This window comes from Streptomyces sp. NPDC093094 (assembly GCF_044754345.1).
Lineage (GTDB): Bacteria > Actinomycetota > Actinomycetes > Streptomycetales > Streptomycetaceae > Streptomyces.
In genome coordinates this window covers 85998-112206 of record NZ_JBIVOX010000013.1, presented here as the reverse complement: position 1 = coordinate 112206, position 26209 = coordinate 85998, and the positions used below count along the sequence as shown (strand labels likewise).

Annotated in this window: 22 protein-coding genes, 1 tRNA gene and 1 riboswitch; of the genes, 15 read left to right on the top strand and 8 right to left on the bottom strand. The window is 71.5% G+C overall.

The window, feature by feature from the left end:
- Positions 1–25: 25 nt before the first annotated feature.
- From ACIQGV_RS26935 to ACIQGV_RS26885, 11 genes are all read left to right on the top strand, one after another.
- Positions 26–1147: a nucleoside triphosphate pyrophosphohydrolase gene (locus ACIQGV_RS26935; protein WP_402498484.1), complete on the top strand. Its 1122-nt coding sequence runs from the start codon at positions 26–28 to the stop codon at positions 1145–1147.
- 67 nt (positions 1148–1214) lie between these two features.
- Positions 1215–2537, top strand: coding sequence for a cytochrome P450 (locus tag ACIQGV_RS26930; protein ID WP_402498482.1), 1323 nt, complete (start codon positions 1215–1217; stop codon positions 2535–2537).
- Positions 2538–2721: 184 nt separating this feature from the next.
- Complete coding sequence (locus tag ACIQGV_RS26925; protein WP_402498480.1) at positions 2722–3723, top strand: transglycosylase family protein; 1002 nt, start codon at positions 2722–2724, stop codon at positions 3721–3723.
- 183 nt (positions 3724–3906) lie between these two features.
- Positions 3907–4085, top strand: a riboswitch (cyclic di-AMP (ydaO/yuaA leader).
- 3 nt (positions 4086–4088) lie between these two features.
- Positions 4089–4790 carry a transglycosylase family protein gene (locus ACIQGV_RS26920; RefSeq protein ID WP_402498477.1) on the top strand — a complete coding sequence of 234 codons (702 nt, stop codon included), beginning with the start codon at positions 4089–4091 and terminating at the stop codon, positions 4788–4790.
- Positions 4791–5020: 230 nt separating this feature from the next.
- Positions 5021–6307, top strand: coding sequence for a phosphopyruvate hydratase (gene eno, locus ACIQGV_RS26915; RefSeq protein WP_402498474.1), 1287 nt, complete (start codon positions 5021–5023; stop codon positions 6305–6307).
- Positions 6308–6425: 118 nt separating this feature from the next.
- On the top strand, positions 6426–6902 hold the full coding sequence (locus tag ACIQGV_RS26910) for a septum formation initiator family protein (protein ID WP_402498472.1): 477 nt from the start codon (positions 6426–6428) through the stop codon (positions 6900–6902).
- Between the two features lie 41 nt (positions 6903–6943).
- Positions 6944–7546 (top strand): DUF501 domain-containing protein, encoded by a 603-nt coding sequence (locus ACIQGV_RS26905; protein ID WP_402498470.1) that lies wholly within the window; start codon positions 6944–6946, stop codon positions 7544–7546.
- Complete coding sequence (locus tag ACIQGV_RS26900; protein WP_402498467.1) at positions 7543–8484, top strand: exopolyphosphatase; 942 nt, start codon at positions 7543–7545, stop codon at positions 8482–8484. The genes ACIQGV_RS26905 and ACIQGV_RS26900 overlap by 4 nt, the downstream gene beginning before the upstream one ends.
- A 444-nt stretch (positions 8485–8928) precedes the next feature.
- The gene (locus tag ACIQGV_RS26895; protein WP_402498464.1) at positions 8929–10317 is read left to right on the top strand and encodes an NAD(P)/FAD-dependent oxidoreductase; all 1389 of its coding nucleotides are present in this window, start codon (positions 8929–8931) and stop codon (positions 10315–10317) included.
- A gap of 174 nt (positions 10318–10491) precedes the next feature.
- On the top strand, positions 10492–11868 hold the full coding sequence (locus tag ACIQGV_RS26890; RefSeq protein WP_402498461.1) for an FG-GAP and VCBS repeat-containing protein: 1377 nt from the start codon (positions 10492–10494) through the stop codon (positions 11866–11868).
- A gap of 156 nt (positions 11869–12024) precedes the next feature.
- Complete coding sequence (locus ACIQGV_RS26885; RefSeq protein ID WP_402498459.1) at positions 12025–13320, top strand: class I SAM-dependent methyltransferase; 1296 nt, start codon at positions 12025–12027, stop codon at positions 13318–13320.
- Between the two features lie 61 nt (positions 13321–13381).
- Here ACIQGV_RS26885 and ACIQGV_RS26880 read toward each other — a convergent pair whose 3' ends face one another.
- Positions 13382–15910, bottom strand: a complete 2529-nt coding sequence (locus ACIQGV_RS26880; RefSeq protein WP_402498456.1) for an ABC transporter permease — start codon at positions 15908–15910, stop codon at positions 13382–13384.
- The gene (locus ACIQGV_RS26875) at positions 15910–16680 is read right to left on the bottom strand and encodes an ABC transporter ATP-binding protein (RefSeq protein WP_402498455.1); all 771 of its coding nucleotides are present in this window, start codon (positions 16678–16680) and stop codon (positions 15910–15912) included. Before ACIQGV_RS26875 ends, ACIQGV_RS26880 begins: the two co-directional genes overlap by 1 nt.
- 399 nt (positions 16681–17079) lie before the next feature.
- Here ACIQGV_RS26875 and ACIQGV_RS26870 point away from each other — a divergent pair.
- Positions 17080–17162: transfer RNA gene (locus ACIQGV_RS26870), tRNA-Leu, on the top strand.
- Between the two features lie 274 nt (positions 17163–17436).
- Positions 17437–18303 carry a Bax inhibitor-1/YccA family protein gene (locus ACIQGV_RS26865; RefSeq protein ID WP_402498452.1) on the top strand — a complete coding sequence of 289 codons (867 nt, stop codon included), beginning with the start codon at positions 17437–17439 and terminating at the stop codon, positions 18301–18303.
- A 97-nt stretch (positions 18304–18400) separates the two neighbouring features.
- Here the strand turns inward: ACIQGV_RS26865 and ACIQGV_RS26860 are convergent, their stop codons facing one another.
- On the bottom strand, positions 18401–18631 hold the full coding sequence (locus ACIQGV_RS26860) for a DUF4287 domain-containing protein (protein WP_402498450.1): 231 nt from the start codon (positions 18629–18631) through the stop codon (positions 18401–18403).
- A 138-nt stretch (positions 18632–18769) separates the two neighbouring features.
- On the opposite strand from ACIQGV_RS26860, the gene ACIQGV_RS26855 reads away from it, so the two are divergent.
- Positions 18770–19081, top strand: coding sequence for a hypothetical protein (locus tag ACIQGV_RS26855; RefSeq protein WP_402498448.1), 312 nt, complete (start codon positions 18770–18772; stop codon positions 19079–19081).
- A gap of 80 nt (positions 19082–19161) precedes the next feature.
- Here ACIQGV_RS26855 and ACIQGV_RS26850 read toward each other — a convergent pair whose 3' ends face one another.
- From ACIQGV_RS26850 to ACIQGV_RS26835, 4 genes are all read right to left on the bottom strand, one after another.
- Positions 19162–19941 (bottom strand): hypothetical protein, encoded by a 780-nt coding sequence (locus tag ACIQGV_RS26850; RefSeq protein ID WP_402498446.1) that lies wholly within the window; start codon positions 19939–19941, stop codon positions 19162–19164.
- A 273-nt stretch (positions 19942–20214) separates the two neighbouring features.
- Positions 20215–21435 (bottom strand): acetyl-CoA C-acetyltransferase, encoded by a 1221-nt coding sequence (locus ACIQGV_RS26845; RefSeq protein WP_402498444.1) that lies wholly within the window; start codon positions 21433–21435, stop codon positions 20215–20217.
- Positions 21436–21474: 39 nt separating this feature from the next.
- Positions 21475–22629, bottom strand: coding sequence for an acyltransferase family protein (locus ACIQGV_RS26840; RefSeq protein WP_402498442.1), 1155 nt, complete (start codon positions 22627–22629; stop codon positions 21475–21477).
- Positions 22630–22860: 231 nt separating this feature from the next.
- The gene (locus ACIQGV_RS26835) at positions 22861–23889 is read right to left on the bottom strand and encodes an SGNH/GDSL hydrolase family protein (protein WP_402498439.1); all 1029 of its coding nucleotides are present in this window, start codon (positions 23887–23889) and stop codon (positions 22861–22863) included.
- Positions 23890–24038: 149 nt separating this feature from the next.
- Here ACIQGV_RS26835 and ACIQGV_RS26830 point away from each other — a divergent pair, with 149 nt between their 5' ends.
- Positions 24039–25427: a cystathionine beta-synthase gene (locus ACIQGV_RS26830; protein WP_402498436.1), complete on the top strand. Its 1389-nt coding sequence runs from the start codon at positions 24039–24041 to the stop codon at positions 25425–25427.
- 337 nt (positions 25428–25764) lie between these two features.
- Here the strand turns inward: ACIQGV_RS26830 and ACIQGV_RS26825 are convergent, their stop codons facing one another.
- The gene (locus tag ACIQGV_RS26825; RefSeq protein WP_402498708.1) at positions 25765–26187 is read right to left on the bottom strand and encodes a hypothetical protein; all 423 of its coding nucleotides are present in this window, start codon (positions 26185–26187) and stop codon (positions 25765–25767) included.
- Between the last annotated feature and the right edge of the window lie 22 nt (positions 26188–26209).

Below are 26209 nucleotides of genomic sequence, written 5' to 3'. Positions count from 1 at the left end.
CCGCGGCGTGCGTTACGTTCGGATCGTGAACGCATCCAGCATCGAACCCGACAGCCCCGGCCGTATCGTCCTGCTCACCACCAGCCACCGGGTCGCCCCCGGCCTGCTGTCCTGGCCCGCCTGGCAGGCACTGCGCTCCGCCGACCGGGTCCTGTGCGCGGACGGCGCCCATCCGCAGCTGCCCTATCTGCGCGAGGCGGGGACGAGCGTGGCCGAGGTCTCCCCGACCGCGCAGGAACTGGTGGACGCCTGCGCGGGCGGGCGCACCGTGGTCGTCGTGGCGACCGGCGAGGGCGAACCGGCCCTCACCGACGGCCTCGCCCGTCTCGCCGGCTCCGGCCGGGTGCGGATGCCGGAGCTGGAGCTGCTGCCCGCCTCGTACGACCTGCCCGGAGCCCGGCTCCTCGACCTCGTGCAGGTCATGGACCGCATCCGGGTGGAGTGCCCGTGGTCGTCGCGGCAGACCCATGAGGGGCTGGCGAAGTACGGCATCGAGGAGGCGTACGAACTCGTCGAGGCCATCGAGGAGGGCGACCGCGACGAACTGCGCGAGGAGCTGGGGGACGTCCTGCTCCAGGTCGTCTTCCACGCGCGGATCGCCGAGGAGCACCCCGACGCCCCGTTCTCGATCGACGACGTGGCCGGCGGCATCGTCGCGAAGCTCATCCACCGTCACCCCCATGTCTTCGGGGAGGAGACCGCCACGACACCCGAGGAGGTCAAGGAGCACTGGCTGCGCACCAAGGCCGAGGAGAAGCGCCGCTCCTCCGTGACCGAGGGCATCCCCCTGCACCAGCCGGGCCTCGCCCTCACCGCCAAGCTCGCCTCCCGCGCGCGCACGGCCGGCCTGGACGTGCCCCTGCCCCCCGCCGAGGGCATCGGCTACGAACTGCTGGCCCTGGCGGTCCGCGCCGAGTCCGAGGGCGTGGACCCGGAGGCGGCCCTCAGAGCGGCCGCGCGCACCTACCGCGACGCGATACGCGAGACGGAGAAGACGGGGGCGCAGGACCTCGACCCTCAGGAGCCCGGCTCCCAGGACCCCGGCTCCCAGGACCCCGACTCCCAGGACCTCGACCCTCAGGAGCCCGGCCCCCAGGACCCCGACCCCCAGGACCCCGACCCTCAGGAGCCCGGCTCCCGGGACTGACACGCCCGCCGCCGTGCGGCCGCCGCCGGGCGGGGGAGGACCTCGGCCGACCGGATACCGTCGCCCGGTGACCAACCACCCCCACCCGGCCCCCGGCCCCCGGCCGTCCGACTCCTCGGCGGCCTCCGGCGCCCCGGCCCCCGAACTCTTCACCTGGGAGTTCGCCACCGACCCCTACCCCGCCTACGCCTGGCTCCGGGAGCACGCCCCCGTGCACCGGACGCGGCTGCCGAGCGGTGTGGAGGCATGGCTGGTCACGCGGTACGCCGATGCCAGGCAGGCCCTCGCGGACGCACGGCTGTCCAAGAACCCGGAGCACCACGACGAACCGGCGCATGCCAAGGGCAAGACGGGCATTCCGGGCGAGCGCAAGGCCGAGCTGATGACGCATCTGCTCAACATCGACCCGCCGGACCACACGAGGCTCCGGCGGCTGGTGAGCAAGGCGTTCACACCGCGCAGGGTCGCCGAGTTCGCGCCGAGGGTGCAGGAGCTGACCGACCAGCTGATCGACCGGTTCGCGGAACGGGGCTCGGCCGACCTCATCCACGAGTTCGCCTTCCCGCTGCCCATCTACGCCATCTGCGACATGCTGGGCGTCCCGCGGGAGGACCAGGACGACTTCCGGGACTGGGCGGGCATGATGATCCGGCACGGCGGCGGGCCGCGGGGCGGGGTCGCGCGGTCGGTGAAGAAGATGCGCGGCTATCTGGCCGAACTCATCCACCGCAAGCGGGAGGCGCTGCCGGAGACCGCCGAGCCGGGGGAGGACCTCATCTCCGGACTCATCCGCGCCTCGGACCACGGTGAGCACCTCACCGAGAACGAGGCGGCGGCGATGGCGTTCATCCTTCTCTTCGCCGGGTTCGAGACCACGGTCAACCTGATCGGCAACGGCACCTTCGCCCTGCTCACCCACCCCGGCCAGCGCGAGCGCCTCCAGCGGTCCCTGGCCGCGGGGGAGAGCGGTCTGCTCGCGACCGGGGTGGAGGAACTGCTGCGCTACGACGGCCCGGTGGAGCTGGCGACCTGGCGCTTCGCGACCCGGCCGCTGACGATCGGCGGGCAGGACATCGCGGCCGGCGACCCCGTGCTGGTGGTGCTGGCGGCCGCGGACCGGGATCCGGCGCGGTTCGCCGACCCGGACACCCTCGACCTGTCCCGCCGCGACAACCAGCACCTGGGGTACGGACACGGCATCCACTACTGCCTGGGCGCGCCGCTCGCGCGACTGGAGGGACAGACCGCGCTGGCCACGCTGCTGACCCGGCTGCCGGATCTGCGGCTGGCGGCGGATCCGTCCGAGTTGCGCTGGCGCGGCGGTCTCATCATGCGAGGGCTGCGGACTCTGCCGGTCGAGTTCGCGCCGGCCGCGAAGAGCGGGGCATGAAACCACCCACAACCACACGATCCTGACGCGAGCGAAGGTGACGTCCCGTCAAGTCTGTGATCTTCACGTGATCTGTGCGGCATTAACTTGTGACAAGTGATCGTCTGCCTATACGTTCACCCATCAGCGCGGCGCCCCGCTTCATGTGCCGCGCGGTCCCCGTCGTCGCCCGAAAGGTCTCCGCATGCTCTCCGGGAACGGTCGCCACCGTCGCCCCCGCCAGGCTCCGGCTCTTCTCGTCGCGGCCGGAGTGACCGGCTCCGCCATCGCCATCCCGCTGCTGGGCGCCTCGGGCGCGAGCGCGGCGGACGGCACGACGTGGGACCGCGTCGCGGAATGCGAGACCGGCGGCGCATGGAGCGCCTACGACGGCTACGGCCACTTCGGCGGTCTGGCGCTCACCCAGCCCGACTGGGAGAACCACGGCGGGCTGGAGTACGCCCCGAGCCCCGAGCAGGCCAGCCGGCAGCAGCAGATAGCCGTCGCCGAGCGCATCCTCGCGGACCAGGGCGTCGCGGCGTGGCCGGCGTGCGGGCCGCTCTCGGGGCTGGGCCAGGACTCGGCCCCGGCGGAGGTCGACACCGGCGTGGCCGGCGACGAGTCGGGTGGGTCCGGCTTGACCGACACTTCCGATTCGTCCGCTTCTTCCGGTAGTTCCTCCCCGTCGACCGGCACCCCGTCGACCAAGTCGGACAAGTCGGCTGATGGGGCCAAGAAGGACACTTCGGCCGACTCGGACGCCGGGTCCGAGGGCGACGAGGAGAGCGGCTCCGACACCTCCCCCGCCCCGAGCGGCTCGCGCGAGCCCGACAGCGCCCGGACCGAGACCTTCGGGGACGAGGCGGACAAGTCCGGCGAGAACGCCACCTCTTCGGACACCACGGCCGGCGCCGGCACCGGCCGCCACCGCGGTGGCAGCGCCGACGAGGAGGCCGTGACGGACGGCCGTGAGGGCGGTTCCACGGGCCGTCACGCCTCGCGCAGCGGCGCGGCCGCACGGGACGCCGCCGACGGCGAGTACACGGTCCTTCCCGGCGACAGCCTCTGGAGCATCGCCGACTCCCTTGAGCTCCAGGGGGGATGGTCGGGCCTGTACGCCGAGAACCAGGACACCGTCGGCGCCGACCCGGACCTCATCGTCCCCGGTCAGACGCTCACGGTAGAGGGCGAAACGGACGAAAAGTAGCGGGAGTTCGGGTCATGGTTCGCCGCCAAATGTCCGGTTTGGTGAAACTGTGGGATGAGTCTCAGAGGCCCTGATCGTCTTTGAAATTCCGCCGATCGCGTGTCTACGGTCGGGACCGCTCGCCAACGTGAGCCCCGGCCGCCGCAACGCCGAATCCTGCCAGCGGCAGCACGGGAACAGTCGTCGCGTCATGCGCCGTGGGCAGGAGCGGGGGACCCAAGGTAAGTGCCGGTCCCGGTGGTTGAGGAGACTCGACGCCGGTATCGGCTCGGGGTGAAGCCGCAGCTCGTGAGGGCTGCGGCCGGGCAACTCAACCGGCCCGAACCCGACAGCTCACCTCGCAGGCGTCGGTGAGGGGATCCTCCATGCTGTTTTCCGGCAAGGGCAAGCACCGTCGTCCGTCCAAGGCCACCCGCGCCATCGCCGTCGCCGGTGTCACCGGCGCAGCCGTCGCCGCCCCGCTGATGGTGGCCGGCAACGCCTCCGCCGCCACCGTCTCCGAGTGGGACGCGGTCGCCCAGTGCGAGTCCGGCGGCAACTGGTCCATCAACACCGGCAACGGCTACTACGGCGGTCTGCAGTTCTCCGCGTCCACCTGGGCCGCGTACGGCGGCACCCAGTACGCCGGCAGCGCCGACCAGGCCAGCAAGTCCCAGCAGATCGAGATCGCCGAGAAGGTCCTCGCGGGCCAGGGCAAGGGCGCCTGGCCGGTCTGCGGCGTCGGCCTGTCGAGCACCCCCTACAGCGGCGGCGGCTCCGACAGCTCCTCCGGCTCCGGCTCCGGTGCCACGCAGCAGCAGAGCACCCCCGCCCCCCGCGAGACCGAGCAGCAGAGCGCCTCCCGCTCGCAGGAGCGCCCGGCCGTCAAGAAGACCGTCACCACCCCGACCGGCAAGAAGGTCGAGAAGGGTGACGGCGAGTACAAGGTCGTCAAGGGCGACACCCTCAGCTCGATCGCCGAGAAGCACGAGGTCAAGGGCGGCTGGGAGAAGCTGTTCCGGCTGAACGAGGACATCGTCGACGACGCCGACTTCATCTTCCCGGGCCAGCAGCTGCACCTGAAGTAAGCGGCTCCGTCCCTCCGGGCTCCCCGCCCCGGTGCGTGTTCCCCCGTACGCACCGGGGCGGGGTCATGTCCGGACCCGCTCACGGCCACCGATTTGTTCCGTTCGGAAACAATTTACTCTCGGTTTCCGTCCACGAGGTGGGCGACCGGCTGGCCGATCCCCCGGAGCCGGTTAGGCTCGTCTCGCAGAGCCGCGTGGTTCTGCGTAACAGCGTCACATCCACGAAGGAGATGCTCGTGCCGTCCATCGACGTCGTCGTAGCCCGGGAAATCCTGGACTCCCGAGGCAACCCCACGGTCGAGGTCGAGGTCGGCCTCGACGACGGCAGCACGGGTCGTGCCGCCGTGCCGTCCGGCGCCTCCACCGGTGCCTTCGAGGCCATCGAGCTCCGTGACGGCGACAAGAACCGCTACCTCGGCAAGGGCGTCGAGAAGGCCGTCCTCGCCGTGATCGAGCAGATCGGCCCGGAGCTCGTCGGCTACGACGCCACCGAGCAGCGGCTGATCGACCAGGCCATGTTCGACCTGGACGCCACCGACAACAAGGGCTCCCTCGGCGCCAACGCCATCCTCGGCGTCTCGCTCGCCGTGGCCCACGCCGCCTCCGAGGCCAGCGACCTGCCCCTGTTCCGTTACCTGGGCGGCCCGAACGCGCACCTGCTGCCGGTGCCGATGATGAACATCCTGAACGGCGGCTCGCACGCCGACTCCAACGTGGACATCCAGGAGTTCATGATCGCCCCGATCGGCGCGGAGTCCTTCTCCGAGGCCCTGCGCTGGGGTGCCGAGGTCTACCACACCCTGAAGTCCGTCCTGAAGACCAAGGGGCTGTCCACCGGTCTCGGCGACGAGGGCGGCTTCGCGCCGAACCTGGACTCCAACCGTGCCGCGCTCGACCTCATCATCGAGGCCATCAAGCAGGCCGGCTACGTCCCCGGCGAGCAGATCGCGCTCGCCCTCGACGTCGCCGCGTCCGAGTTCTACAAGGACGGCGCGTACGAGTTCGAGGGCAAGTCCCGCTCGGCCGCCGAGATGACCGAGTACTACGAGGAGCTCGTGGCGGCCTACCCGCTCGTCTCCATCGAGGACCCGCTGTTCGAGGACGACTGGGCCGGCTGGAAGATCATCACCGAGAAGCTGGGCGACAAGGTCCAGCTCGTCGGCGACGACCTGTTCGTCACCAACCCCGAGCGCCTGGCCCGCGGCATCGAGGAGGGCACCGCCAACGCGCTGCTCGTGAAGGTGAACCAGATCGGCTCGCTCACCGAGACCCTGGACGCCGTCGAGCTGGCCCAGCGCAACGGCTACAAGTGCATGATGTCCCACCGCTCCGGCGAGACCGAGGACGTCACCATCGCCGACCTGGCCGTCGCCACCAACTGCGGTCAGATCAAGACCGGCGCCCCGGCCCGCTCCGAGCGCGTCGCCAAGTACAACCAGCTGCTGCGCATCGAGGAGATCCTCGACGACGCCGCGGTGTACGCCGGCCGCAGCGCGTTCCCGCGCTTCAAGGGCTGAACCCGCCGGACACAGGACTGAGCCCCGGACAGGGGCCCCAGCCAGTCGTACGTACGTCCCCGTACTCGGTCCCGTACCGTGTGCGGGGACGTACGCGCGTGTGAACGGGAGGCTGGACATGGCCGTGAAGGACCGGGACCGGTTCTCCACCGCGACCAGGATCAGACTGCTCGGCGAGCAGACCGCCGCCCGCGTCTACCGTTCGCAGACCCGGCGGCAGGCCCGCCGCTCCCGGCTGACCGGCCGCGCGGCCCTGCTCGCCCTCGTCGTCTGCTCCCTGGTCGTCGCCCTGGCCTACCCGATACGGCAGTACGTCGCCCAGCGCGCCGAGATCGCCGACATGGAACAGCGGAAGGACCAGGCCGAGGAGCGCGTCGAACAGCTGCGCGACCTCAAGGCGCGCTGGCAGGACGACGCCTACGCCGAGCAGCGGATCCGTGAGCGGCTGCACCATGTGATGCCCGGCGAGACCGGCTTCATCGTGGTCGACCCGGACGCCGTGCGGCAGTCCCGCGCCGATCAGGGGGCGGCCGACCGCCCCTGGTACTCCAACGTCTGGGACGGCGTCGACAAGGCCGACGCCGCCGACCGCTGAGGTCACCCTCCCAGCGAACCGACCGCCACAGAAAGACAGGCATGGAAACGCCCCCGCCGACCACTCCGCGCACCGAGCCCACCGACGCGGACGTCGAGGCATTCAAGCAGCAGCTCGGGCGGCCGCCGCGCGGGCTGCGCGCCATCGCGCACCGGTGCCCGTGCGGTCAGCCGGACGTCGTCGAGACGGCCCCGCGGCTGCCCGACGGCACCCCCTTCCCGACGCTGTACTACCTGACGTGCCCCAAGGCCAACTCGGCCATCGGCACGCTGGAGGCGAGCGGTCTGATGAAGGAGATGACCGAGCGGCTCCGGACCGACCCCGAGCTGGCCTCGGCCTACCGGGCCGCGCACGAGGACTACGTCCGGCGCCGCGACGAGATCGAGGAACTGAAGAACTTCCCGAGCGCCGGCGGCATGCCGGACCGGGTCAAGTGCCTGCACGTCCTGGTCGCGCACTCGCTGGCCGCGGGGCCGGGCGTGAACCCGCTCGGCGACGAGGCGCTGGCGCTGCTGCCCGAGTGGTGGCAGAAGGGCACCTGCGTGACCCCGCCCGGCACGCCGTCCGCCGAGGACCGGCAGACCGGCGCCGGCCGTGACGGCGGCCCCGCGGCCGGGCCCTCCGGCGAGGAGGAGGGCCGGTGACCCGCGTCGCGGCCGTGGACTGCGGCACCAACTCCATCCGGCTGCTCGTCGCCGACTGCGACCCCGAGACCGGTGAACTGGTCGAACTGGACCGCCGTATGACGATCGTGCGGCTCGGCCAGGGCGTCGACCGCACCGGCCGGCTGGCCCCCGAGGCGCTGGAGCGGACGTTCGCCGCCTGCCGTGAGTACGCGGCCGTCGTCAAGGAGCACGGCGCCGAGCGGCTGCGGTTCGTGGCGACCTCCGCCTCCCGCGACGCGGAGAACCGCGACGAGTTCGTGCGCGGCGTCGTGGACATCCTGGGCGTCGAGCCCGAGGTCATCTCCGGCGACCAGGAGGCCGAGTTCTCCTTCACCGGCGCCACCAGGGAGCTGACCGGGCACGACCACCTCCCCAGGCCCTTCCTCGTGGTGGACATCGGCGGCGGCTCGACGGAGTTCGTCGTGGGCGACGACCACGTGCGCGCGGCACGCTCGGTGGACGTCGGCTGTGTGCGGATGACCGAGCGGCACCTGGTGCACGAGGGCCGGGTCACCGACCCGCCCGCCGAGGAGCAGATCGCCGCCCTGCGCGCGGACGTCGAGGCCGCCCTGGACCTCGCCGAGGAGACGGTCCCGCTGCGCGAGGCGCGCACGCTGGTGGGCCTGGCCGGCTCGGTGACCACCGTGTCGGCGATCGCCCAGGAACTGCCCGCGTACGACTCCGAGGCCATCCACCACTCGCGGATCTCCCGCGAGAAGGTCCGCGGGATCACCGAGTGGCTGCTGCGCTCCACCCACGCCGAGCGGGCGGCCGTCGGGGCCATGCACCCGGGCCGGGTCGACGTGATCGCGGCGGGCGCGCTGGTGCTGCTGTCGATCATGGAACGGACCGGCGCGGAGGAGGTCGTCGTGAGCGAGCACGACATCCTCGACGGCATCGCCTGGTCGATCGCCTGACCGGCTCCGACCGGCTGTTTCCTACCGCCCGGTAGCTCTCGGCTGAGCGATCCGGATACCGTGTGAGCGCCTCCGAGGGGTCCGGAAGGGCCCCTCGGGGACGTGTCGCGGGAAAAGTTCGTGAAGTTCTTCACAAGGAATTCGGCCACGAATGACGCCGGAGGGCCTCCGATAGGCCGTCCAGGGGCCCCTCGGGGCCTTCGAATGTCAGACGGGGCGTCTTCCCGGCGAGTGCCGCGGAGGGGGCGGCAGGGCCCCTCACGGCAGCCCCCGAAGCCCGGAGAGGCAGCTCACGCGGCATGGACAACGGCCGGGGACACCCCCCGGTTCCCGATCCGCAAGGTGGCCTGGGTCACGTGGGCCGCGGAGTGTAGCACGGGTGCTGCCGAAGCTTGTGAAGGGGCGCACGAGCGGCGCCCCAGGGGCGGGTGGATACTCGATGCCATGAGCACCACGGAGCGTCCCAGGATCCTCGTAGTAGGCGGTGGGTACGTAGGCCTGTACGCCGCTCGGCGCATCCTGAAGAAGATGCGCTACGGAGAGGCGACCGTCACGGTCGTCGACCCTCGGTCGTACATGACCTACCAGCCCTTCCTCCCCGAAACCGCCGCCGGCAGCATCTCCCCGCGCCACGTCGTCGTCCCGCTGCGACGCGTGCTGCCCAAGGCGGAGGTCCTCACCGGCCGGGTCACCACCATCGACCAGGACCGCAAGGTCGCCACGATCGCCCCGCTGGTCGGCGAGGCGTACGAGCTGCCCTTCGACTACCTGGTCATCGCGCTCGGCGCGGTCTCCCGCACCTTCCCGATCCCCGGCCTCGCCGAGCAGGGCATCGGCATGAAGGGCATCGAGGAGGCCATCGGCCTGCGCAACCACGTGCTGGAGCAGCTCGACAAGGCCGACTCCACCACCGACGAGGAGATCCGCCGCAAGGCGCTCACCTTCGTCTTCATCGGCGGCGGCTTCGCCGGTGCCGAGACGATCGGTGAGGTCGAGGACATGGCCCGCGACGCGGCCAAGTACTACACCAGCGTCTCCCGCGAGGACATGCGCTTCGTCCTCGTCGACGCCGCCGACAAGATCCTCCCCGAGGTCGGCCCCAAGCTCGGCCAGTACGGCAAGGAGCACCTGGAGAGCCGCGGTGTGGAGATCTACCTCTCCACCTCGATGGACTCCTGCGTCGACGGCCACGTGGTGCTGAAGAACGGTCTGGAGGTCGACTCCAACACCATCGTGTGGACCGCCGGCGTCAAGCCGAACCCGGCGCTCGCCCGCTTCGGTCTGCCGCTCGGCCCCCGCGGCCACGTCGACGCCGAGCCCACCCTCCAGGTCAAGGGCACCGACTACATCTGGACCGCCGGCGACAACGCCCAGGTCCCGGACCTCGTCGGCCGCAAGGCGGGCAACGAGAACGCCTGGTGCCCGCCGAACGCCCAGCACGCGCTGCGCCAGGCCAGGATCCTCGGCGACAACGTGATCTCCGGTATGCGGGGCTTCCCGCAGAAGGAGTACAGCCACGCCAACAAGGGCGCGGTCGCGGGTCTCGGCCTGCACAAGGGCGTCGCGATGATCGTCATGGGCAAGATGAAGATCAAGCTCAAGGGCCGTCTCGCCTGGTACATGCACCGCGGCTACCACGGTCTGGCCATGCCGACCTGGAACCGCAAGATCCGTGTCTTCGCGGACTGGACGCTCGGCATGTTCCTCAAGCGCGAGGTCGTCGCCCTCGGCGCCCTGGAGACTCCGCGCGAGGAGTTCTACGAGGCCGCCAAGCCCGCTCCGGCGCCGGCCGTGGCCGCCGCCAAGACCGAGGAGAAGGCCAAGGCCTCCTGACCTCACGGTCGTCCCGAAGGGCCTCCCGCCATCCGTGGTGCGGGAGGCCCTTCGGCATGCCGGGGCACATGGCGGCGAGCCGCGTACAACCTTCGCGCCCGCCCGGGTGTCTTCCTGGTGTCGCGCCGCAGTCGATCATCCTGCGGCCGCCCCGTCAGCAGGAGACACATGCCCATGCGCACCGCCCCCCGCCCGCTCCGCGCCGCCCTCGTGACGGCCGTCGCCGTCTCCCTCGCGGCCGGCGGGACACTGGCCCTCTCCACGGCCCCGGCGGCCGCGGCGCCCGCCAGGTACGCCGACGACTTCAACGGCGACGGCTACCGCGACTACGCGGCGCCCGGCTGGGGCGAGTTCACCGTCACCTATGGGACGGCCGGCGGCCCCGGCACCGTGAAGAAGCGTTTCACCCAGAACAGCGCCGGCGTGCCCGGAACCGCCGGGGACGCCGGCGGGTACGCGGACGGCTTCGGCGAGGACCTCGCGGCGGCCGACCTCAACCGGGACGGCTACGCCGACCTCGCCGTCGCCGACCGGTCCGAGAAGGTCGGCACCAAGGCCGGCGCGGGCGCGGTCACCATCATGTGGGGCGCGCGCTCCGGCCTGGGCACCAGGGCCACCCGCCTGAAGGTCACCGCCGTCGGTGACGCCGGCTTCGGCAACGAGCTGGAGACCGGCGACTTCAACGGCGACGGCAGGCCCGACCTGGCCGTCGCGGACGGCATCGACACGATCTCCGTCTACCGGGGCGGCTTCTCCACCACCGGCACCACCGGCCCCGTCACGAGGCACCGGCCGGACATCACCGTGACCTTCGAGGCCACCGGGCTCGTCGCCGGACGGGTCAACAAGGACAACGCCACCGACCTGTACGTCCTCGGCCAGGGCTACCGCAACAACAGGATGACCCAGGACGCCTGGTTCCTGGCCGGAGGCTCCACCGTCAAGCGCGGCAGGATCACCACGGTCAACAGCTCGCTCCCCGACTACGACCCGACCGGCGTCATCGCCGACTTCGACAAGAACGGCTACGGCGACCTCGCCGTCTCCGACACCCGCTACGGCAACGGCGCCGGCTCGGTGATGGTCGTCCGCGGCACCTCGGCCGGCCCCGGGACCACGTACCGCCTCGCCCAGTCCACCGCGGGCGTGGCCACGGTCGCCGTGGCGCACGAGGGCTTCGGCGAGGACCTCTCCGCGGGCGACACCAACCGCGACGGCTACCCGGACCTCGCCGTGTCGGTGCCCGAGGAGAAGGTCGGCTCGGCCGCGCAGGCCGGCGGACTGCACATCCTGCGCGGCGGTCGGCAGGGCCTGACCGGCACCGGCTCGCAGTGGATCACCCGGGCGACGGCCGGCGTCCCGGGCAACCCCACGGCCTACGAGCGGTTCGGGTTCCACGTCCGCCTGCGCGACCTCGACCGCGACGGCGACGCCGATCTGTTCGCGGGGCCGGCCGACGCCCCGGCGAGCCTGCTGCTGAAGGCGAGCGCCCAGGGCGTCTCGGGCGCCTCCGCGCAGGCGCTTCCCGTCGCGGCGACGTTCCCGCAGTAGCGGAACGGGCCTCCCTGCGGAGGATTTGCCCGGACGTGACGCGCGTGGGGGACTGCGGGCCGGGGACACAGGTGTTTACGTGGTGTCAGACATCCGGGATCCTCCCCGGCTCCGCCCCTGTCCGAGCCGGGGACACGCCTATCGGAGGTGTGCGCCATGGCCGACGCCGCACCGCGGCTGAAGAGCCTTCTCGAACAGGTGCTGGGAGTCGCGCTCCCGGTCCGTATCCGCGCCTGGGACGGCTCCCAGGCAGGCCCCCCGGACGCGCCGGTCCTGATCGTGCGCAACCGCCGGGGCCTGCGCCGGCTGCTGTTCAAGCCCGGCGAACTGGGCCTGGCCCGCGCCTGGGTGGCCGGCGATCTGGACATCGAGGGCGACCTGTACGCCGCCCTCGATCTGCTGGCCGGCCTCGTCTGGGAGCGCGACGAGGACGCCCGCACCCTGCGGCAGGCGCTGCGCGACCCCGGCGTACGCGCGGCCGTGCGGGGACTGCTGCGGCTCGCCGGGCCGCCGCTGCCGCCCGCGCCGCCGCCCGAGGAGGTGCGCCGCCCCGGCCATCTGCACACCCGCCGTACCGACCGGCGTGCCATCAGCCACCACTACGACGTCGGCAACGACTTCTACGAGCTCGTCCTCGGCCCCTCCATGGTGTACTCCTGCGCCTACTGGGAGGCCGCCGGCGAGGACGCGACGCTGGAGGACGCGCAGCGCGACAAGCTCGAACTCGTCTGCCGGAAGCTCGGTCTGAGGCCCGGTCGGCGGCTGCTGGACGTGGGCTGCGGCTGGGGCTCCCTGGCGATCCACGCCGCCCGCGAGCACGGGGTGGGCGTCGTCGGGGTCACCCTGTCCCAGGAGCAGGCCGCCTACGCCCGCAAGCGCGCCGCGGACGAGGGCCTCACCGACAAGGTCGAGATCAGGGTGCAGGACTACCGGGACGTCGCCGACGGCCCCTACGACGCGATCTCCTCCATCGGCATGGCCGAGCACGTCGGCGCCGAGCAGTACCTGGAGTACGCCCGGGAGCTGTACGCCCTGCTGACGCCCGGCGGACGCCTGCTGAACCATCAGATCGCCCGCCGGCCCCGGGCCGACGAGGGCGGGTACCACGTCGACGCCTTCATCGACGCCTACGTCTTCCCCGACGGCGAGCTCGCCCCGCTCGGCACCACCGTCACCCAGCTGGAGCGGGCCGGTTTCGAGGTCCGTGACGTGGAGCCGATCCGCGAGCACTACGCCCTCACCCTGCGCCGCTGGGTCGACAGGCTGGAGGCCCGCTGGGAGCGGGCCGTCGGACTGGCCGGACCGGGCCGGGCCCGGGTGTGGCGGCTGTACATGGCCGCCTGCGCGCTCGCCTTCGAGCACAACCAGATCGGCGTCAACCAGGTGCTCGCCGTGCGCACCCCCGGCTCGGGCGCCTCCGGGATGCCGCTGCGGGCCCGTACCTGGAACTGAGTCCCGTACGCCGCAGGGGCCCCGCCGCGCATCGCGACGGGGCCCCTGCGGCAGGTGCGCCCTACTCCGACTTGATCGCCGTCAGGACGTTCAGACGGGCCGCGCGGCGGGCCGGCCACAGGGCGGCCAGCATGCCGACCCCGGCCGCCAGCAGCAGGAAGACGCCCATCCGGCCCCAGGGCAGGACCAGTTCGTACGTCGCCATCCGCGTGCCCAGCAGCTCACCGGCGGCCCAGCCGAAGAACACCCCCAGCCCGATGCCGAGGACGCCGCCGAACAGGGAGATCACCAGCGACTCCAGGCGGACCATGCGCTTGACGCTGCGGCGGTCCAGGCCGATCGCGCGGAGCATGCCGATCTCCTGGGAGCGCTCGAACACCGACATCGCCAGGGTGTTGATGACACCGAGGACCGCCACGATCACCGCCATGGCGAGCAGGCCGTAGAGCATGTTCAGCATCAGCGTGAACATCCGGGCGATCTCATTGGAGATGTCCTTCTTGTCCTGGACGCTGATCGCCGGGTTGGAGCCGAGGGCCTTCTCCAGGCGGTCCTTGACCTCGTCCGAGGTGCCGCCGTCCGTCTTCACCAGGACGCTCATGTCGGCCGGCTCGGCCTGGTGCGGGGCCAGCGCGGCGGTGTCCAGCAGGATGCCGCTGATCATGTCGTTGCCCTGGTAGACACCGGCGACGGTCATCTGCTGCCTGCGGCCGTCCTCGTAGGCCACGGTGAAGGCCGAACCGGCCTTCCAGCCGTGCGACTCGGCCGTCCGGTCGTCGACCATCACCTTCGGACCGGCGACCGTGAAGGAGCCGTCGTCGACGGTGAGGTCGGTGAGCCGGCCGATGACGGGGCCGTCGACGCCGGTCAGGTACTCCGTCTCGCCGTCGATGCGGGAGGGGGCGTTGCGCAGGGGGCTGGTGGCGGTGACGCCCCCGACCTGCCGCAGCTTCCGCTCGACGTCCGGCGACAGCTCGTTGCCGTTGGCCATCGACACCACGTAGTCCGCCTTCAGGGCGGCCGAGGCCATCTCGTCGATCGCCTTCTGCAGACTGCCCGCCATCACCGTCATACCGGTGATCAGCGTCAGGCCGATCATCAGCGCCGAGGCGGTGGCGGCCGTACGGCGCGGATTGCGCACCGAGTTCTGGCGGGCCAGCTTGCCCGACACGCCGAACACGCGCAGCACCGGCGCGGCGGCCGCGATCAGCGGACGCGACAGCAGCGGGGTCAGGATGAACACACCGACGATCAGCAGCACCGCGCCGAGGCCCATCGGGGCCTGTCCGTCGGAGCCGTCCATGCCGGTCGCGGTCAGCACGACCGCCACACCGGCCGCGGAGAACAGCGCGCCGAGCGTGTTGCGCAGCACCAGCGACTTGGCGGTCGCCTTGGCGTGCACGCTGCTCATCGCCGCCACCGGCGGGATCTTCGCGGCCCGGCGGCCGGGCAGCCACGCCGCCAGCATGGTGATCACGACACCCACCACGAGGGCGGCGACGACCGTGCCGGGGGAGATCACCAGCGGGCCGTCGGGGACGGTCGCGCCGAGGGTGCCCATCAGGGCGCGCAGTCCGGCGCCGACGCCGACACCGGCGAGCAGACCGGTGACACCGGCGACGGTGCCGACCACGAACGCCTCGATCAGCACCGACCGGGTGACCTGCCGGCGCGAGGCGCCGACCGCCCGCAGCAGCGCCAGTTCCTTGGTGCGCTGTGCGACCAGCATGGTGAAGGTGTTGGCGATGATGAACGTGCCGACGAACAGGGCGATCCCGGCGAACACCAGCAGACCCTGCTTCAGACCGCTCATCGAGGAGGCGATCATCTCGGCCTGCTCGTCGGCGAGCTGCTGTCCGGTCGTGGTCTCGACGAGGTCCTTCGGCAGCGCCTTGTCGAGCGCGGCCTTCAGCGCCGCCTGCGAGGTGCCGGCGGCGGCCTCGACGTCGATCTGGTCGAAGGTGCCGGGCTTGCCGAACAGTTTCTGCGCGGTGGGGGTGTCGAACAGGGCGAGGCTGCCGCCCGCGGCGACATTGCCGTCGTCGGTGGTGAAGACACCGGTGACCTTCGGGGTCAGGACGGGCCCGTCGACGGAGAGCCGTACGGTGTCGCCGACCCGGTACCCGGCGCGCTCGGCGGTCCGGGAGTCGAGCAGCACCTCCCCGGGGCCGTGCGGGGCACGCCCCTCGGTCAGGGGGTAGCGCGGGTCCTTCGCGCCCCAGTAGTTGCCGCCCTGCGACTGGAAGCCGTCGCCGATCAGCTTGCCGTCCTTGCCGGCGAGGGCGGTGAAGCCGTTCACGACGCCGATCGCGGAGCCGGCTCCGGGGACCCGGGCGCTGGTGTCGAGCATCGCCCGGGTCAGTTCGGGGGTCTCGCCGATCCGGTCGCCGGTGTCCTGGCGGCCCTCGGCCTCGACGGCGACGTCGACCTGGCCGAAGCCCTTGGCGGAGCTCTTCTGGAAGGCGTCGGAGAGGGTGTTGGTGAAGACCAGGGTCCCGGAGACGAAGGCCACGCCGAGCATCACGGCGAGGACGGTCATCAGCAGCCGGGCCTTGTGCGCGAGCACGTTGCGCAGGGCGGTGCGGAACATCAGGAAGTACGGCCCTTCGCGTCGAACTGCTTCATACGGTCCAGCACGGCCTCCGCGGTGGGTTCGTACACCTCGTCCACGATCCGGCCGTCGGCGAGGAACACGACCCGGTCGGCGTAGGCGGCGGCGACCGGGTCGTGGGTGACCATCACGACGGTCTGCTTCAGCTCGCGCACCGAGTTGCGGAGGAAGCCGAGGACCTCGGCGCCGGAGCGGGAGTCCAGGTTTCCGGTCGGCTCGTCGCCGAAGACGATGTCCGGCCGGGAGGCCAGCGCGCGGGCGACCGCGACACGCTGCTGCTGGCCGCCGGAGAGCTGGGAGGGCCGGTGCCCGAGCCGCCCGGACAGGCCGACCATGTCGATCACGGTGTCCAGCCACTGCTTGTCCGGCCTGCGGCCGGCGATGTCCATCGGGAGCGTGATGTTCTCCAGAGCGGTCAGCGTGGGCAGCAGGTTGAACGCCTGGAAGATGAAGCCGATCTTGTCCCGGCGCAGCTTCGTGAGCTGCTTGTCCTTCAGGGAGCCCAGCTCGGTGTCGCCGATGCGCACCGAGCCCGACGAGAAGGTGTCGAGACCCGCCACGCAGTGCATCAGCGTGGACTTGCCGGACCCCGAGGGGCCCATGATCGCGGTGAACTCGGCCTGGTGGAACTCGACGGAGACCCGGTCGAGGGCGACCACCTGGGTCTCGCCCTGTCCGTAGATCTTCGACAGCTCCGTGGCGCGTGCGGCCACCGCGGTGGCGCGGCCGGCGAGGGGAGTCGTGGTCACGGGGAGGCGCTCCTGTCGGGACGGGATTTCGAAGGACGTGTTCCATCGTCCCGGCGGCCGGGCGCCGTGTAGTCAGCCGCTGTTCCGGTTCCGGGGGCCCTCTGCGGTCGGACCGGGAGCCCGGCCGTCATACCTGGGGATGACGGCCGACCCTGACTCCAGGAGGGCTGGAGGAGCGCTGGAGACCTCTTGAAGTCAGCCGGTCGAGACGGTGAAATTCCGTCATTCCGCATACGGCATGTGGCCCGGCACGCAAGGCTATTGGCAAGTGCGGATGTCCCGTACCACGGGCTGATGCACCCTCAGACGTCAATAAAATAAGACAACATGGGTCCACGCGTCGGCTGTTCGGGGGATCGCTCCCGATAGGCTCCAACTCCCAAGCGGAGCCCATGGCCTGCCCGGATGGTGGAATGCAGACACGGCGAGCTTAAACCTCGCTGCCCCTCGCGGGCGTACCGGTTCGAGTCCGGTTCCGGGCACCTCCGCCGTCGTCGCTCCCCGAGAACGAATCTTCGTTCGACGCCCTGCTGTCCGGGGCCGGGGGGCCGGCGGTCCCCCGGCCGGTCCCGGCTCCGTATCGGGTCCGTATCGGCTCTGTCATGAGTACGCCCCCGGCGTGGCGGGAATCACCCGGCCGCGTAGCGTGTTGCGCAGCACGGCAGGGGAAAGATCCTTCTCAGGCACTAGAGTCATTCCTTTGCCTTTCTATTACTCTTGAGCCAAGGCCGCGCAGCGCGGCCATGGAGGAGTGAAATGAGGAGCAGCAACCCGGTCTTCTCGCGACGGGGGTTCAGCCGCGACAACGGCTACGCGGGCTTCAACACCGCGCCGCAGGCCGGGGCTGTCGGTACGCAGGGCAACCCGTACGCGCAGAACCCGTACGCGCAGAACCCTTACGCCCAGCAGGACCTTCAGCACGGCACACCGCCGCAGGCCCCGGCCACCACCGGCCGTATGACGATGGACGACGTCGTCATGCGCACCGGCCTCACGCTCGGCACCGTCACCGTCGGCGCCGTCCTCGCGTGGGTCCTGCTGCCGGTGTCGTCCAGCAGCTACGGCCTGGCCATCGGCGCCGGACTCGTCGCCTTCGTGCTCGCGATGGTGCAGTCCTTCAAGCGCAAGGCATCGCCCGCGCTGATCCTGTCGTACGCCGCCTTCGAGGGCGTCTTCCTCGGCGTGATCAGCGAGATGTACAACAGCCGCTGGTCCGGCGCGCCCTTCCAGGCGGTGCTCGGCACCATGGCCGTCTCGGCCGCCACGCTGGTCGTCTACAAGGCCGGCTGGGTCCGCGTCACCGCGCGCTACGCCCGCATCGGCATGGCCATCGCCATGGCCTTCATCCTGGTCATGGCGGTCAACCTGCTGCTGGTCGCCTTCGGTGTCGCCGAGGACGGCGGACTGCGCAGCTTCGGTCCGCTCGGCGCGATCGTCGGCATCATCGCCATCGTGCTCGGCGCGTTCTTCCTGACGCTCGACTTCAAGCAGATCGAGGACGGCATCGCCTACGGCGCGCCGCGCGAGGAGTCCTGGCTGGCCGCGTTCGGCCTGACCATGACCCTGGTGTGGATCTACGTGGAGATGCTGCGCCTGGTCGCCATCTTCAGCGGCGACGACTGATCCACGCCGCTGACGGCTTCATGAGAAGGGCCCCGGGTTCGTCCCGGGGCCCTTCTGCCGTCTCGCGGCAGCTGTCCTGCCGGTCCGTCGTGCGCGCTCAGAGCAGCTTGCGCGCGGCCCTCCTCAGGTCGTACTCGTGGACGATCGCCTTGGCGTGGCCGTACGCGAGGTTGTACTCGTGGCGCAGCCAGCTGACCTTCTCCTCGAAGCGGAAGAGGGAAGGGCCTTCCTCGACGGTGCGCAGCCAGTCGGAGACTTCACGACCGGTGCAGTGGGGGATGCGGGCGAGCAGGTTGCGGTGGGTCTCCTCGGAGAGGACGTGGGACATCGGCGCCTCCGGACGCATGGGATGTAAGCCGGTCCTTCAGGTCACCGTGCCTGAGCGTTCGCGTCTTGGCAACAGTGCCTTCGGGTATCGGCGGCCGCGTATTGGCGGCCCTCCCGGGCGGGCGCGTAGTCTCGCGGGGTGGTTGATACGACGGGACTGATCCGGGCCGTGGATCACTTCGCCGACAGGCTGCGGGCGGCCCCCCAGAGCCGGCTCCAGCGGAGCGCCGCGGCCGAGGCGCTCCAGCTGGCCAGGTCCCTGGCCCGGTGGGCGCAGGAGATCGAGGAACCGGGGGTCCCGCCCCGGGAGATGCCGGATGCGGGGATGTTCGCCGCGGCGGACCAGGTGACGGTCGCCGGGCGGGATCTGGCGGTGGTGCTCACGCGTGAGGCGGAGGTCTCCGAGGCCGTGCGGCTCGTCGAGGAGGCGCAGAAGCGGGCGGGTGTCTGAGCGTTCGCGCGCGGCTCTCCGGGTGCCGGGGCCGCTTGTGCGGTTCCCCGCGTCCCCGGGGGCGTGCGGTCGCCCGTGTCTCAGAGGCTCGCGATGACCCGGTCCGCCAGGACGTAGACGTTCTCCTCGCCGCAGGCGAAGGTCAGGGTGTAGGCGCCGGAGATGCCCGAGCCGCCGAGGAGGTACGGGACCGTGCCGGCCCGGAGGGCGACGGCCAGGCGTTCCGCCGTCTCGCGGTGGCCCGGGGTCATGCAGAGGGTGGTGCCGTCGGCGAAGGCGTAGACGTCGAGGGTGCCCAGGGGGCCAGGACGGACGTCGGTGAGCTCGACGCGGCCGGCGGCCAGGTCCTCCAGGGTGGTGATGGTGCGCTCGTGGTCGCCCACCACGGGAGAGGCCACCGGGACGAAGTCGGGGTGGGAGGGGTGGCGGCGGCGGGCCGCGGCCAGCTCCGGGGACTCCCCGGCGAACTCGTCGGCCGTGTCGCCCGGCTCGGTCACCGGCTCCAGGCCCACGAAGTCGGCCTGCCGGGGCAGGAACAGATCGCTGTCGGTCAGGCCCAGCAGCGAGGGGGCGTCGGAGGAGTCACGGGCCTCCTGGGCGGCCCAGAAGGCGCGGGCCTCGGCCAGTTCCCGCTCGCGCTCCTCGGCGAGGGCCTCGGCGACGGCGGCGCGTATCTCCTCCGCGTCGGCCGTGGTGCGGGCGGCGGGCACGAGGGCACGCACGGAGGCCCGGCCCTCAGCCAGCTCGGTGCGCAGGGCGTCGACCTGGCGGCGCAGCTTGACGAGCGTGCGCAGGACGGCGACGCCCACGGCTCCGGTGGCGGCCGTGGTGACCAGCAACGCGATCGGCATGGCGCTCACTGACGTACTCCCGGTTCAAAGTCGACCCCCGACTTCCTACATCAGCTTGAAGGGCGGACTATCCAGCTGTCAGTGCGTAACGTCACGAAACGGGCAGGACATCGGGTCCGGCATCACCTGGCGAAACGCCGCTGAGCTGCGTGTTCCCTCCGAGGGGAGAGATAGGTCACATCCTGAGAGAGATTGGATCACAAATCGGCCCGGTGTCCGAGCGGTTCTCGGACTCCGGGCCGATGCGTGACCGTGGGTGCTCTCGCGGTCACCCCGGGTCGGTCAGCTCAGGCGCTCGATGACCATCGCCATGCCCTGGCCGCCGCCGACGCACATGGTCTCCAGACCGAACTGCTTGTCGTGGAACTGCAGGGAGTTGATGAGCGTGCCGGTGATGCGGGCACCGGTCATGCCGAAGGGGTGGCCGACGGCGATGGCGCCGCCGTTGACGTTCACCTTGTCGAGGTCGAAGCCGAGGTCGCGGTAGGAGGGGATCACCTGGGCGGCGAACGCCTCGTTGATCTCGACCAGGTCGATGTCGTCGGAGGTGAGGCCGGCGCGGGAGAGCGCCTGCTTCGACGCCTCGACCGGGCCGAGGCCCATGATCTCCGGGGACAGGCCGGACACGCCGGTGGACACGATGCGGGCGAGCGGGGTCAGGCCCAGCTCGCGGGCCTTGGTGTCGGACATGATCACCAGGGCGGCCGCGCCGTCGTTCAGCGGGCAGCAGTTGCCGGCCGTGACCAGGCCGTCGGGGCGGAAGACCGGCTTCAGGCCCTGGACGGCCTCCAGCGTGACGCCCGCGCGGGGGCCGTCGTCCTTGGAGACGACCGTGCCGTCGGGGAGGGTCACCGGGGTGATCTCGCGCTCCCAGAAGCCGTTCTTGATGGCTTCCTCGGCGAGGTTCTGCGAGCGGACGCCGAACTCGTCCATGTCCTGGCGGGTGACGCCCTTCCAGCGGGCGAGGTTCTCCGCGGTCTGGCCCATCGAGATGTAGGCGTCCGGCACGATGCCGTCCTCGCGCGGGTCGTGCCAGGTGGAACCGGTGGTCGCGGCGACGGCCTCGGTGCGGGCCTCGGCCTCGGCGAAGAACGGGTTGTGCGTGTCGGGCAGGCTGTCGGAGTTGCCCTTGGCGAACCGGGAGACCGTCTCGACGCCCGCCGAGATGAACACGTCGCCCTCGCCGGCCTTGATGGCGTGCAGGGCCATGCGGCTCGTCTGGAGCGAGGAGGAGCAGTAGCGGGTGACGGTGCAGCCCGGCAGGTGGTCCATGCCCATCTGCACGGCCACGATCCGGCCGAGGTTGTTGCCCTGCTCGCCGCCGGGCAGACCGCAGCCGAGCATCAGGTCGTCGATGTCGCGCGGGTCCAGCTCGGGGACCTTGGCGAGGGCGGCCTGGATGATCGTGGCGGTGAGGTCGTCCGGGCGCAGGTCCTTCAGGGAGCCCTTGAAGGCGCGGCCGATGGGGGAGCGGGCGGCAGAGACGATCACGGCTTCGGGCATCACGGCTCCAGACGACGTCGGTGGGCTACCTGGGCGAAATTACCGGTACGTAGGCTGCCGGTCACCGGAATCGCTGTGTGATGAGGGCCTCTTTTCCAAGCGCTTGCTTAGGGTTGGGGTGCCGTCGGACGGCGCCGGAGCGGGCGCGGGTGCCGGCGCGGGGCCGGGGCCGGATGCCGGGGCCGGCCCCGGCGCGAACAGCCGGCCGATCGGCGGCCGGGTCAGCGGGCGGGCCAGCGTGCGCACCCAGGGGCTGCCGAGCACCGCCGCGAGCAGGACTCCGCCCGCCATCAGACCGAGCAGCTCCGGCCGGGTGTCGGCCCGTGCGATCAGCCCCTTCTCCCGCAGGGGCAGCAGGACCAGCGGGTGCAGCAGGTAGATGGTGAAGCCGCCCGAGCCGAGCAGCGAGACGAAGGGCAGCCGCCGCCTGGGCATCAGCCGCAGCAGGCACAGCACCAGCCCGGCCGCGGAGGCCAGCACCGCCAGCCGGACCGCCCAGGCGCCCTCCAGGCCCAGCGGGGTGTCCGCGGCGGCGGTGTAGGGGTGGCGCATCGACAGCCAGGTGCCGGACACCTTCTCGTGCCACAGCAGGCCGACCGTGAACGAGGCGGCGACGCCCGCGACCGCCACCGGCAGGCTCCACCCGGCCTCGAACCACTCCTGGAGCATGCCCTGGCCCAGGCACCGGCCCAGACAGAACAGCGGCAGGTAGACCAGGGTCCGGCTGGCGGAGAACTCCATGCCGAAGGTGTCCACGTACCCGACCGCCAGCGACACCGCCGTGGTGACCAGCAGCGGACGGCGCAGCTGCATCACCAGTGGCAGCAGCAGCCGCCAGAAGAACAGGGACATCAGGAACCACAGCGTCCACGGCAGTTGCGTGATGTGCAGCGTGAACGCGCCGCCGAGCGCCCTCACCTCCAGCGAGTACAGCAGGCTGAAGAGCAGGGCGGGCACCACGATGCTCTGCAGCAGGGTCCGCAGATGGCGCGGGCCGAGCGGGCCGCCGCTGCTGAAGACGCCCGCCAGGACGACGAACAGCGGGACCCGGAAGGCCCAGGTGCCGACGTGGTAGACGCCGAGGCCGTCGTGGCGGCTGATGAGGCTGCCGACGGTGTGCAGGACCACGATGAGGGCGGCCGACACGAAGCGGGTGTTGTCCCACCAGGGGTCGCGGGTCTTCGTCGTGGTCACGGGGCTCCTGACGGCGGCGCGGTGGCGGAGGCGATCACCTTGGCCGCCGTCGGTTACGCCGTGGCCGTCGTGGGATGAACGCCGCGTGTACGCCTGGCGGCGGTGCCTGTGGGTTCCGGCCGTTCGTGGGTGCGGGTTCGTGGTGGCCGGTCGCGCAGTTCCCCGCGCCCCTGGGGGTTGTCGGTCGCCCTGTTCTTCGTGTGCCTGGGGGGTGTGGCGGTCGGGTGCTGTCTAGGAGGGGTGTACCGGGGTCGAGGCCGGTTCCGGTTCCTGGAGCCGGCGCCTGCGGCGGCGCTTGAGGAGGGCCCAGGGGCCGCGCGGGCCCGTCGGCATGGCCGCCGCGACCTCCGTGCCCGCCTCGGACGCGGCTTCGGCGGCCGCCTTGGCGACCGGGAGGAAGCCTTCGCGGCGGGCGACGTCCGGGCGCTCCTCGTCGGCCGGCCACAGACCGAGAGCCGCGCAGACCGTCGGCAGGACGGCCATCGCGGCGGTGGCGTAGCCCTCGGCGGAGGGGTGGTAGTGATCGGGGCCGAACAGCTCGCGCGGGTTCGCCGCGAACTCCGGGCCGAGCAGGTCGCCGAGGGACACGGTGCGGCCGCCCTGCTCGACGACACCGATCGTCTGGGCGGCCGCCAGCTGGCGCGAGGCCCTTCTCGCCAGCCAGCGCAGCGGCTGCTGCACCGGCTCGATGGTGCCCAGGTCGGGACAGGTCCCCACCACCACCTCCGCCCCGGCCGTCCGCAGCCGCCGTACCGCCGTGGCCAGACAGCGCACCGAACGCGTGGGCGGCATGCGGTGGGTCACGTCATTGGCGCCGATCATGATCACGCAGACGTCCGGCGCCTGCCCGGGATCCGCGAGCGCCAGCGCCACCTGGCGTTCCAGGTCGTCCGAGCGGGCACCGGGCAACGCGACATTGCGCAGATTCACCGGCCGCTCGGCGACCGCGGCGAGTCCCGACGCCAGCAGCGCCCCCGGCGTCTGGCCGGAACGGCGGACGCCCTGGCCCGCGGCCGTGGAGTCGCCCAGCAGCGTCAGCCGCAGCGGCGGCTCGCCCGGCACCGTGTACCCGGCGCCGTAGAGTCCCTGTGCCTTCGGCACGTGCGGCATCGCCCCGTGGTTCACGTGCCGTCTGGCCAGCCGCACCTCCGCCAGCAGCAGCCCGACGACAGCCACACCGGCCAGACCGGCACCACCGCCCCCGTACGCCGCGCCGGCCGCGATGCGCCGTGCCACCCTCGCCCTCGACATGCTCGTCATGCGTCGCCGCCACCTCCTCGTACCCGTACACCCACTCCTTGCCCCGTACGGACCGTCGGCCAATCTCAACCGTGAGTGAACGTCTCCTCGGGGCCGTAGGCTGGCGGAACCATCACGACCACAACTTTTTGCAGCATCCGGAGACAACGGTGCAATTCCACGACTCGATGATCAGCCTCGTCGGCAACACCCCGCTGGTGAGGCTCAACAGCGTGACCAAGGGCATCAAGGCGACCGTGCTCGCCAAGGTGGAGTACTTCAACCCCGGCGGATCGGTGAAGGACCGCATCGCCCTGCGCATGATCGAGGCCGCGGAGGAGAGCGGTGCGCTCAAGCCCGGCGGCACCATCGTCGAACCGACCAGCGGCAACACCGGGGTCGGGCTCGCCATCGTGGCCCAGCAGAAGGGCTACAAGTGCATCTTCGTGTGCCCCGACAAGGTGAGCACCGACAAGATCAACGTACTGCGGGCCTACGGGGCGGAGGTGGTCGTGTGCCCGACCGCCGTGGACCCGGAGCACCCGGACTCCTACTACAACGTCTCCGACCGTCTCGTGCGGGAGACGCCGGGAGCCTGGAAGCCGGACCAGTACTCCAACCCCAACAACCCGCTCTCGCACTACCACTCGACCGGTCCCGAGCTGTGGGAGCAGACCGAGGGCAGGATCACCCACTTCGTGGCGGGCGTCGGCACCGGCGGCACCATCTCCGGCACCGGCCGCTATCTGAAGGAGGCGTCCGAGGGCCGGGTGCAGGTCGTCGGCGCCGACCCGGAGGGCTCGGTCTACTCCGGCGGCTCCGGCCGCCCCTACCTCGTCGAGGGCGTCGGCGAGGACTTCTGGCCGACCGCGTACGACCGTGACGTGGCCGACGAGATCGTCGCCGTGTCCGACAAGGACTCCTTCCAGATGACCCGCCGCCTCGCCAAGGAGGAGGGCCTGCTGGTGGGCGGCTCCTGCGGCATGGCCGTGGTGGCCGCGCTGGAGGTCGCCGAGCGGCTCACCGAGGACGACGTCGTGGTCGTGCTGCTGCCCGACAGCGGCCGCGGCTACCTCAGCAAGATCTTCAACGACGAGTGGATGGCCGACTACGGCTTCCTGGAGGACACCGGCTCCAGCGCCCGCGTCGGCGACGTGCTCGACGACAAGGAGCACGGAGCGATCCCGTCCCTGGTCCACATGCACCCCGAGGAGACCGTCGGCCAGGCCATCGAGGTGCTGCGCGAGTACGGCGTCTCGCAGATGCCCGTCGTCAAGCCGGGCGCCGGCCACCCCGACGTGATGGCCGCCGAGGTCGTCGGCTCCGTCGTCGAACGGGAGCTGCTGGACGCCCTGTTCAGCAAGCGCGCCTCCCTGGAGGACCCGCTGGAGAAGCACATGTCGGCCCCGCTGCCGCAGGTCGGCTCCGGTGAGCCCGTCGGCGACCTGATGGCCGTGCTCGGCCGGGCCGACGCCGCCATCGTCCTCGTCGAGGGCAAGCCCACCGGTGTGGTCAGCCGTCAGGACCTGCTCGCCTTCCTGGCCGGGACGGGCAAGTGACGCCGAACCTGCGGTGAACCACAGGTGAAGCGGGCGAACGTGCGGTGTCCTGACGGGGCGACGGCTTCGCGGAAGTGGTACGAGCGTGTCACGTCCGCGCAGCACCCGCTTAACACGAGTTCGGCACAGTAGGGGGTGTCGGCAGGGAGGGAGCGGCTCCCCTCCCGGGCCGGCACCGAACGGCGCCAAGGACCTCCGGAGCGGCTCCCGGACCTCCAAGGACGCCATGGACGCGAGACCGGCCTGACCGGCCCGCGTCCCCGCGGGGACCGCCGTCGTCCCGCCCCCCGGCAACGGGGGTGCGGCGGTCCCCGCGCAACCCTCTTCTGCGGCGGGGTCAGTCCTTCCAGGCGTCGTCCGGGTCCGCCCCGCGGCGTCCGAACAGACCCGGGTTCACCCGCATCGCCTGCACCACGTTCACCCCGACGACGCCCGCCCAGGCGATCAGCAGACCCGGCAGATCGCCGACCCCGCCGCCGATGGCGGACAACGGGATCGCCAGCACCAGCGACACGATGCCGAAGCCGTAGCGCTCGCCCCAGGAGTCGGTGCCCCCGGCCGGCCGGCCGCCCCGGGCCGCGTCCGTCCGCCGCTCGGCGAACTGCCGCCGCACCCGGCGCTCCACCGCGCCGTCGATCCGCTGCTCGACCTTCTCCAGGAACGAGTCGACCAGCGCGGACTCGTACTCCTCACCCAGATCCCTGCGCGCGTGCAGGGTGGCGTCGAGTTCCTTCTTCAGGTCGGTGTCCCGCCCGTCCATTCCGGTCATGCCCTCCACCGTA